Source organism: Klebsiella sp. K5-45 (assembly GCF_030128605.1).
GTDB lineage: Bacteria > Pseudomonadota > Gammaproteobacteria > Enterobacterales > Enterobacteriaceae > Klebsiella > Klebsiella quasipneumoniae.
Genome location: NZ_JAKUZW010000034.1, coordinates 1 through 6,347 on the forward strand (window position 1 = coordinate 1; position 6,347 = coordinate 6,347).

General features: G+C 45.8%; 9 protein-coding genes. 5 read left to right on the forward strand and 4 right to left on the reverse strand.

Annotated elements, in window-relative coordinates; genetic code table 11:
* Positions 1-310 precede the first annotated feature (310 nt).
* From MKS11_RS26945 to MKS11_RS26965, 5 genes are all read left to right on the forward strand, one after another.
* Positions 311-1,066: a glycoside hydrolase family protein gene (locus MKS11_RS26945; RefSeq protein WP_094955594.1), complete on the forward strand. Its 756-nt coding sequence runs from the start codon at positions 311-313 to the stop codon at positions 1,064-1,066.
* Positions 1,067-1,171: 105 nt separating this feature from the next.
* Positions 1,172-1,690, forward strand: a complete 519-nt coding sequence (locus tag MKS11_RS26950) for a hypothetical protein (protein ID WP_128335106.1) — start codon at positions 1,172-1,174, stop codon at positions 1,688-1,690.
* A gap of 31 nt (positions 1,691-1,721) precedes the next feature.
* Positions 1,722-1,856, forward strand: coding sequence for a colicin release lysis protein (locus tag MKS11_RS26955; RefSeq protein ID WP_071891505.1), 135 nt, complete (start codon positions 1,722-1,724; stop codon positions 1,854-1,856).
* A 740-nt stretch (positions 1,857-2,596) separates the two neighbouring features.
* A complete protein-coding gene (locus MKS11_RS26960) occupies positions 2,597-2,788 on the forward strand; it encodes a Rop family plasmid primer RNA-binding protein (RefSeq protein ID WP_044347887.1) in 192 nt (63 codons plus the stop codon).
* Positions 2,788-3,189, forward strand: coding sequence for an AlpA family transcriptional regulator (locus MKS11_RS26965; RefSeq protein WP_044347889.1), 402 nt, complete (start codon positions 2,788-2,790; stop codon positions 3,187-3,189). Before MKS11_RS26960 ends, MKS11_RS26965 begins: the two co-directional genes overlap by 1 nt.
* A 539-nt stretch (positions 3,190-3,728) precedes the next feature.
* Here MKS11_RS26965 and tolA read toward each other — a convergent pair.
* The 4 genes from tolA to MKS11_RS26985 form a co-directional block, all read right to left on the reverse strand.
* Positions 3,729-4,166 (reverse strand): cell envelope integrity protein TolA, encoded by a 438-nt coding sequence (gene tolA, locus MKS11_RS26970; protein WP_044347900.1) that lies wholly within the window; start codon positions 4,164-4,166, stop codon positions 3,729-3,731.
* 81 nt (positions 4,167-4,247) lie between these two features.
* Positions 4,248-4,652 (reverse strand): Exc2 family lipoprotein, encoded by a 405-nt coding sequence (locus tag MKS11_RS26975; RefSeq protein ID WP_044347891.1) that lies wholly within the window; start codon positions 4,650-4,652, stop codon positions 4,248-4,250.
* 182 nt (positions 4,653-4,834) lie between these two features.
* On the reverse strand, positions 4,835-5,134 hold the full coding sequence (locus MKS11_RS26980; protein ID WP_044347893.1) for a type II toxin-antitoxin system RelE/ParE family toxin: 300 nt from the start codon (positions 5,132-5,134) through the stop codon (positions 4,835-4,837).
* A complete protein-coding gene (locus tag MKS11_RS26985; protein ID WP_044347895.1) occupies positions 5,124-5,387 on the reverse strand; it encodes a hypothetical protein in 264 nt (87 codons plus the stop codon). Before MKS11_RS26985 ends, MKS11_RS26980 begins: the two co-directional genes overlap by 11 nt.
* Positions 5,388-6,347: the final 960 nt, after the last annotated feature.

Sequence of the window (6,347 nt, forward strand, 5' to 3'; positions counted from 1 at the left end):
GGTTTCCCGTCAGAAACGCCCTGAGGCCGTTTTAGCGGTGCGCATAATCAGGGCTTTATGTTAAATGGCCGGCGTAAAAAAGCCCCGAAGGGCTTTTACCGCGTATCAACTAAGTTGAACCATGGGCTGATTTATAAAAAATAAAAAATAGTCAATTTTATTTATAAAGAATGGGTTTAATAAAACTTTGCTTATTTTAAAATAAACTAAAGACCTGTTATTGACAGGGTGGGTGATAATATGTAACCTCAGCACTGTATGTTTATACAGTTGTTTTTTTATTAATCTATACGTCAGAGAGGTAATTTAAGTGGGTATTGAAGATTCTAATAAAGGTCCAGGTTGGCATGATCATGATACTCCTTACGGGACTATCCATAGCTATGATGGTAATACTAGTACTTATAATGGTGGTGGTGGTTCAGGCGGGGCTGCAGGAAGTGGTTTTACCGGGTTAACAGCTAATACATGGGTTGATGTTTCAACAACAAAGGATTACAACGGTCGGTACATGTCCATGTGTTTAAATAACTTGAAGGACCACGAAGGTTCTATCAATACCATGTATAGAGATAGCAAGGGGAACATCACCATCGGTATTGGACATTATCTTGGATCTGCTCAAATGGCTCAAGCATTGCCATTTAGCCGAACTAAAGTTGTTCGTTTACATGGTGATGATATGGAAAGTGAGGTTGCAGTATCTAAAAGTGATATAGCTGCCGCATATAACGCTTATAAGAAAAACCCAAAAGAACAGCAGAGTATTCACCTTTCGAATGCAGATGTAATCGGTCAGTGTATTAAAGATGTTCAAACTACAGAGACTGGATTACGCAGCCTTTACCCTGGTTATAATGATTTCTCTGATCCACGAAAAACCGCATTAGTAGACATGGGATTCAACCTTGGTGTACCAACGCTTAAGGAAGTCTTCGTTAATTTTAATGATGCGGTAAATCGTGGTGATTGGAATACAGCAGCTGATGAGAGCCATAGAACCCTAAATCAAAGGGGTGATAAAAGGAATAAAGATACTTACGATCAGTTGCGGTATAATCGATAGTAGTATAAATTTGTTGCTCCTATCTATTAGGATGGGAGCAAGTCATAAGTAATTTTTTAAGCTTATAGACTATGATGAATTTAATGTCTTCTATGAGGTTAAGTTATGATACGTTTTTTGTCTTTTTGTTTTTGTTTTTGTTTTTTATTTTTATTTTGTGTTGGTGAAGCATCTGCTGATGTTAAGGTTTATTTTGCTCCGAAATCTACGGTGTATGAAACTGATACGTCAGCTGAGATTAGGAAGTATTTAGAGAGTTTTGGTAAGGGGGGGGGGGGATATGAAAACGACAACCCTAAAGCTGTAATTGAAGCCATGATAAAATATCAAAATAAAATTCAGAAGAAGGTTTCTGGGTTTTTTAATGGTAATGATATGATTAAATATGATGGGGCTGTTTGTAAAATATCAATAACAACTGGGAATACCGCTCCATCAGATCCTATATTAACTCAGGTGTTTGCGCTTGAACAGTTGGCTGATAATGGTCTGAAACCTTGTCGTGAGCTTAATAATAAGTTGGTGTCAGTAATTGACAAGGATGATAATTTTAAATACCCAGCGGTGGTTAAGAATTATGGGTTGTTATCTATGGATATGATATTTTATTTTAATAATAATTAACTTTCTTTGCTGCTAATTTTGGTGGTTTCTTATGCGTTGCCGAATTATTTTATTATTTGTTGCAGTGGCATTGTTAGTATCATGCCAGGCAAACTATATCAGGGATGTTCAAGGCGGGTCTGTGGCGCCCTCAACGTCTTCTACGATAAGTGGTGCTAGTTCTTAGTAAAGGATCTTCTTGTGATCCTTTATTGATCATCGTAATCTCTTGCTCTGTAAACGAAAAAACCACCCGGCAAGGTGGTTTTCTCGAAGGAGCAGAAACCGGCAAGTTTCTGAACCGAGGTAACTGGCTTTCGCAGAGCACAGAAACCAAATTCGTTTTATCAGTGTAGCCTTTGTTAGCCTCACTCATCAAGACTTCTTTGCTCTGCGAACCTGTTACCAGTGGCTGCTGCCAGTGGCGCTTTTGCATGTCTTACCGGGTTGGACTCAAGACGATAGTTACCGGATAAGGCGCAGCAGTCGGACTGAACGGGGGGTTCGTGCACACAGTCCAGCTTGGAGCGAACTGCCTTCCCGGAACTGAGTGTCAGGCGTGGAATGAGATAAACGCGGCCATAACAGCGGAATGACACCGGTAAACCGAAAGGCAGGAACAGGAGAGCGCACGAGGGAGCCACCGGGTGGAAACGCCTGGTATCTTTAAAGTCCTGTCGGGTTTCGCCACCACTGATTTGAGCGTCTGTTTCTGTGATGCTTGTCAGGGGGGCGGAGCCTATGGAAAAACGGCAACGGCGTGGCCTTTGTTTGCTTTCCGCGGCTATTGGCTCTGTTGCTTTGTGTTCTTACGCATGAGCCTCTACCGCTCGCCGCAGCCGAACGGCAGGAGCGTAGCGACTGAGTGAGCGAGGAAGCGGAAAAGAGACCGGTTTTACACTGAGCACTGACGCTCTGAGGCCCTTTATGACGAAACAACAGAAAACGGCGCTGAACATGGCTAAGTTCATCCAGAATCAGTCCCTGCTCCTGCTGGAGAAGCTTAACGAGCTTGATCTTGATGCTGAGGCTGACCTTTGTGAGAAACTCCATGATGATGCTGAGCATCTTTTCCGTACACTGTCCTCGAGACTGGATGCATTACAGGATGATAACTGATGGCCCGAGTGTCTATTAGTGAGGCTGCCCGGCTAACGGGTAAGAGCCGGACAACACTGCACAGGTTAATTAAAACAGGTGAACTGTCCACTTGTAACGGTGAAAGAAATGCAAAAATGGTCGATACCTCAGAGCTTTTACGCGTTTTTGGCCCCTTTGAGCAACCGAAGGGCGAACACCATTCTGGACAGGTCTCTGAACAGCGTGATACAGCCCCTGCTGACCAGAGTGAACAGGTCATTCGTCACCTAAAACAGGAGGTTGAACACCTGAACACCTTGCTTTTATCCAAGGATTCGCACATTGACAGCCTGAAACAGGCGATGCTCCTTCTTGAAAACCACCAGGCAAAATTAACTGACGCTCCGGCGCCGTGGTGGAAATTCTGGAAAAAATCCTGATCGCGTCATGCTTCCGTTTTGCTCTCCGGCCATTCCGGGGAGTTCCTGAACCTTCCCAAAAATTGCCAGATCTCTGAACGCTCCTCACAACGAAAAATACCCACACCCCACGCAAAATTAAAATTTTGCTGATTTCTATTTAAAATCAATTAATTAATAGTTTGAAATTTCGTTTTTTAAATTTTATTTACATAGATCAGACTCTATGACGAGTCGTCATAGAGTCCCCGGGGAGTCGTCATAGAGTCGGTAATGACTCAGTACTATAAAATCAGAGAGTTAACATCGAACCGACTCTAGACACGACTCCCCGTTTGGTTGATTTGTGACCATGGCGACTCTAGGCACGACTCTAGAGTAGAGTCGCGGGTGAATCGTGTGGTAAGTCGTCCGGTGACTTGCCATTCGTCAGTGCCGGCTGTTATGAACTGGATTCCTGAAGGTGCTGAAACCTGTTTTCCGGCTGCGCCGGCAACGTTTCGCGGCCACGCAATAAATTGCGTCCCCGTTCACCGCTTTTGAAATTACGGTGGCTGTTTCTATAGTCTGAAATCGATAGTTGCGTTTTTGAGCATCTGATAAGTCTTTTCATCGGGTGCAGCAGGTATTTTTGCTCGTGTAATAGCTGAAATAGCAGCTTTGCAGAGCCTTTCGTCACCCTCTTTTGCTGTTGCATCATTCACTGAGCCATCAGGCTGAAGAGAGATATTGATCACGCAATTTTTTCCTGCATATGCGTTTGGTTCGTTCATCTGCGCAGCTATGGCCTTTTGTACCTGGCGTGCGTATGTACTTATTCTGGATTGTTCCGGAATCACTGTAGTGGATTGAAGATCACCTAAAAGATCGTCAACTTCCGCTGGTTTTGTGTTGGCAGGTGTGGCACGGGCATCCATCTTTAAGGTGTGACTGCCATTACATGCTGTCATAAGAAGTGGAAGAACGAGTAAGAGAGCTGGTAGTGGTCTGATGTGCATGAGCATATTTCTCTGTTCATCCCTGATGAGGTACAGGAAACCCCTTTTATGGCGTTTCCCGGCATAATTATTTTCGATGAACTAAGAACGCCCATTATAGCCGTCCCAGTATGAAGATATTCCTGCTTCCAGGAGAATTTGACGCTGCTTTTCGGGGTTATCAGCATCGTACTCTTTGCCAAGGATCCGCGTTTTCTGTCCACCGGACAGGACGTCAGGGCAGCTGAAGCTTTCCACCCGCTTCTGAGCCTGAGCAGGCGTTAGACCATCGGTTCTGTCTTTTTTCCCCTGGTCGTAGAGTTGCTGCATCATGGGTTTCAGGGCTGTGATACTGTCGGCCCTTTGCATGCGGGTATTAGGGTCGAAATGCATGCGCTCAATAGCGGATGCAGCATGGCTGGCATTTCGTTCAACGCTGGTCTGTGAGCCGGAGCAGGCGGTCAGCAGCAATGGAAGAATGAGAGTGAGTGGCCTGATACACATCATGGAGCTTCCCTGTCTGTTTAAATTAACCCCATGATAGATGCAGTTAATGGAGTTCGTAAACAGTTGAAAACATCACACGACTGGACTTAAACCTGGTTGAACAGGGGGGAAGTGGAGGATACGTCGACGCGCTTGCCTAATAGTGACGGGCAAGTAATAAATTGCACACTGTGACAGGTTACTCAGCGCACTAAATGCGGATTCTGCCGTTGTCCCACAACGGCTAGAACCCGGACTTTCCTGGCCTGATCATCAACCTCATAGAGAACATGCTGTCCCATCAGACTGAGCCGGCGAACGTCATCGCCATATCGCGAGTCCACTTCGTAAAGTCTGGGGTAATCGGAGAGCTTGTCTGCTGCAGCGAGGATACGCTCCGTGACGTTTCGGGCATCCCACAGCGATGAATTTTCCGCGATATAGCCAAACAGTGTTGTAACGTCCTCGATAGCCCCCTGTTTCCATTCCACGTCATACGGCATCGCGGACTTCCCGATAACGGCCATGCAGCCGCTGGCGGAGTTGTTCGGTGGTCATACCCGGGCGTGTGTCAGCGCGAGCAGCGGTGACTTTGGCACGAACCTGTTCCTCATACTCCGCCTGGGCCAGTTCCTCATTAGCCAGACGTTGCAGCAGTGCGGCTTTATCTGCACCACCGGCGGGCAGTATCCGAGGCAGGCTTTCGGCCAGTTCCCGCAGAAAGTTTGCATTTTCGTAGTGTGAGGTATTACTCATGGGGAAGCCTCCCTGTGTTTATGCGTGTGTGTGAAGGAGTGTAGCAGGGGGAAGACCGGAAAAATATGGTTAAGCTCGCTCCTGATTGCTGGTGCGTATTCTGTCCCAATGTGAACGCAGTTTCTCAGTTCTGCTGTCGGTAACCGTTCATCTTCGCCAGAATACGCACATGATTCAATTTTTCTCTCCGCCCATTCCAGGGAGTTCCTGAACCTTCCCAAAAATCGCCAGATCTCTAAACGCTCCTCACCACTAAAAATACCCACACACTACGCAAAATTAAAATTTTGCTGATAGCCATTTAATTTCAATTGGTTATCTATTTTAAATTACGTGAACTTACCTTCTGTAAGGTGAATCCAATTCGTTGATGACTCTATGGTGAATCGCTGACGAATTACCCACGATTCATATGTGAATCACGCTTTATTATCATATTGTTATGATGAATTGACTCTTGATTCAATTCATCATTTTGGATGTTTTTTGTTCATGGTGATTCTTGATTCAATTCACGATTCGAATCGCCGGTGAATCGTGTGGTAAGTCGTCCGGCGACTTGCCATAACGTCATTGCCGGCTGTCGACGAACCCGATTCCTGAAGGTGCTGAAAACCTGTTTTTCGGCTGCGCCGGCAACGCTTCACGGGGACGCAATAAATTGCGTCCCCGTTCACCGTTTTCGGAGGTGAAGAACGTCGGAAACAGACGTCACCCTGGCTAAACGAACTGAATTTCCGCGCTATGCACTTGCTCGCATACTCATGCATGACGTAAAAACAGCAGCTGCGCGTTTCTGGCGGGTTTTCGGGTGGTTTATTGCCCATTTTACAGGTTTCCCGTCAGAAACGCCCTGAGGCCGTTTTAGCGGTGCGCATAATCAGGGCTTTATGTTAAATGGCCGGCGTAAAAAAGCCCCGAAGGGCTTTTACCGCGTATCAACTAAGTTGAACCATGGGC

Bases quoted from the DNA above. Each gene is read 5' to 3' on its own strand.
- MKS11_RS26960 (WP_044347887.1), top strand. From the start codon at position 2,597: ATGACGAAACAACAGAAAACGGCGCTGAACATGGCTAAGTTCATCCAG.
- MKS11_RS26980 (WP_044347893.1), bottom strand. From the start codon at position 5,134: ATGCCGTATGACGTGGAATGGAAACAGGGGGCTATCGAGGACGTTACA.
- MKS11_RS26965 (WP_044347889.1), top strand. From the start codon at position 2,788: ATGGCCCGAGTGTCTATTAGTGAGGCTGCCCGGCTAACGGGTAAGAGC.
- tolA (WP_044347900.1), bottom strand. From the start codon at position 4,166: ATGCACATCAGACCACTACCAGCTCTCTTACTCGTTCTTCCACTTCTT.
- MKS11_RS26955 (WP_071891505.1), top strand. From the start codon at position 1,722: ATGCGTTGCCGAATTATTTTATTATTTGTTGCAGTGGCATTGTTAGTA.
- MKS11_RS26975 (WP_044347891.1), bottom strand. From the start codon at position 4,652: ATGATGTGTATCAGGCCACTCACTCTCATTCTTCCATTGCTGCTGACC.
- MKS11_RS26950 (WP_128335106.1), top strand. From the start codon at position 1,172: ATGATACGTTTTTTGTCTTTTTGTTTTTGTTTTTGTTTTTTATTTTTA.
- MKS11_RS26985 (WP_044347895.1), bottom strand. From the start codon at position 5,387: ATGAGTAATACCTCACACTACGAAAATGCAAACTTTCTGCGGGAACTG.